Source organism: Okeania sp. SIO2B9, assembly GCF_010672505.1.
Classification (GTDB): domain Bacteria; phylum Cyanobacteriota; class Cyanobacteriia; order Cyanobacteriales; family Microcoleaceae; genus Okeania; species Okeania hirsuta.
The window spans coordinates 1-1,904 of sequence record NZ_JAAHGK010001391.1; the positions used below are offsets into that span (position 1 = coordinate 1).

General features: G+C 36.7%; 2 protein-coding genes. One reads left to right on the forward strand and one right to left on the reverse strand.

The features are described 5' to 3' along the window. Positions 1 to 227: 227 nt before the first annotated feature. Positions 228 to 590 carry a phage holin family protein gene (locus F6K13_RS31055; RefSeq protein WP_124155434.1) on the reverse strand — a complete coding sequence of 121 codons (363 nt, stop codon included), beginning with the start codon at positions 588 to 590 and terminating at the stop codon, positions 228 to 230. 95 nt (positions 591 to 685) lie between these two features. Here F6K13_RS31055 and F6K13_RS31060 point away from each other — a divergent pair, with 95 nt between their 5' ends. Beyond that, entirely contained in the window at positions 686 to 1,177 is a 492-nt protein-coding gene (locus F6K13_RS31060) for a pentapeptide repeat-containing protein (RefSeq protein WP_124155433.1), read from the forward strand. Positions 1,178 to 1,904 lie beyond the last annotated feature (727 nt).

Sequence of the window (1,904 nt, forward strand, 5' to 3'; positions counted from 1 at the left end):
TGGTAAGCATTCAGCAATCAGCAATCAGCTTTCAGCTTTTTTTTACGAATTAAGTCAAACACCCATTCGTTTTTTGCTGTAGATATATTTAGACATATAACAGTAGAAGGAAAAGGAACGGAAAGATTGAGAAGCTCTAAAACTCCGACAACGTAATATTTTTCCTTCTTCCTCCTTCCTTCTTGTTCCTTCCTTCTTCCTTCTTCCTTCTTCCTTCTGATTACTGATTAAATATCTTGAGATTCTTCCTGTTTATTAACAAATCCGCCAATAAAACTAGAAACAAAAGATAACACAATTGCCCCCAAAACTGCAGGCCAAAAACCATCAACTTCTAAACCAGGAGTAAAATATCCTGCCAATGAAAGAGAAATTCCATTTACTACTAATAAAAACAACCCTAAAGTTAAAATTGTCAGAGGCAAAGTTAAAATTGTTAAAACTGGTTTCACAAACGCATTTACTAACCCCAAAACAATTGCTGCAACTGCTGCTGCCGGAATACTATCAACTCTCACACCAGGTACAACAAAAGCTGTAATTAAAAGTGATAAGGTTGCCATTAACCAAGTGATGAAAAAACTTGCCATACTTATTCTTTCAACCTCCTAAATCGCAATTAAAAATTATGTGGCCTAATTTAAGATAAACTAAGTTAGATAGTCTAATTAATAAACCATTTACTATGATTTTGCATCAAATTGCTACTTTTTTATTAACACTGAATTTGTTTTTGTGGCCAACCCTAGCTCAAGCTCAATATTACCCACCACCCCTCTCTTATAGCAATGCCCAACTTACCGGAAAAGATTTTTCTGGCCAAGTGTTGCAGTCCGCAGAATTTTCTAATGCGAATCTTCAACTAACTAATTTTACAGATGCCGATTTACGGGGAGCTATTTTTAGTTATTCGACATTAACTAAAGCAAATTTACATGGAGCGAATTTAACTTATGCTATGGCAGACTTAGTTGATTTTACTAATGCCGATCTAACTGATGGGGTGTTTGTGGAAACAATAATGTTAGGCTCGACTTTTGATGCTGTTGATATTACAGATGCAGACTTTACAGATGCTTTGTTAGATGGAGCGCAAATTAGAAAATTATGTCAACAAGCAACAGGTGTTAATTCCAAAACGGGGGTGGCAACTCGTTATTCCCTTGGTTGTAGATAGTAGGCATCATTACATTAATGTTGCAAGCTTTTAATGTTGTTTGATAATTTTGAGAAAAACAATATTTACTGTAGCTTTAACCATTTTTTACAGTGTATTTCAGGTTTTTGAGGTACAGTCACAACAATTTTACAGCACTTTTTAAATTGAAAAATCAAAGTAATAAAATTATCGCAAATGATTTGGGATTGCTATTTCATTAATTGATAATTGATAATGGATAATTGATAATTACCTCGGGTTTTAACCGCTATGGAATTGAATATAAGGAAATATTATTTCTTCTCTTGGTCGATGGTCGGACAGCGAGGATACCTCGCCATCCCACCCAACGGGTGCGCTACGCTAACGACCGCTGTCTTGGTCGATGGTCGGACAGCGAGGATACCTCGCCATCCCACCCAACGGGTGCGCTACGCTAACGACCGCTTTTTTCCCCTTAAAAGGGGAGGCTTCAAGGCGCGAATTATTTAGTTATTAATTATTAATTATTAATAACTAAATAATTCGGTAAGCATTTCCTCCGGAATGCTGCGCAAACAGCTATTAGCTGTCAGCTAGCCTCCTCCGGAGGAACTGCGTTAACAGCAACAAGACTCTCTCTTATGGAATAGTGTTTAAATTAACAACTGACTTTCAGGATAAGGGAGCCAACTTTTGTAGTAAGACAATTAATAAAGCTTTTATCTGAACTAAAAGTAATAGCCGTCAGCCATCAGCTATCGGC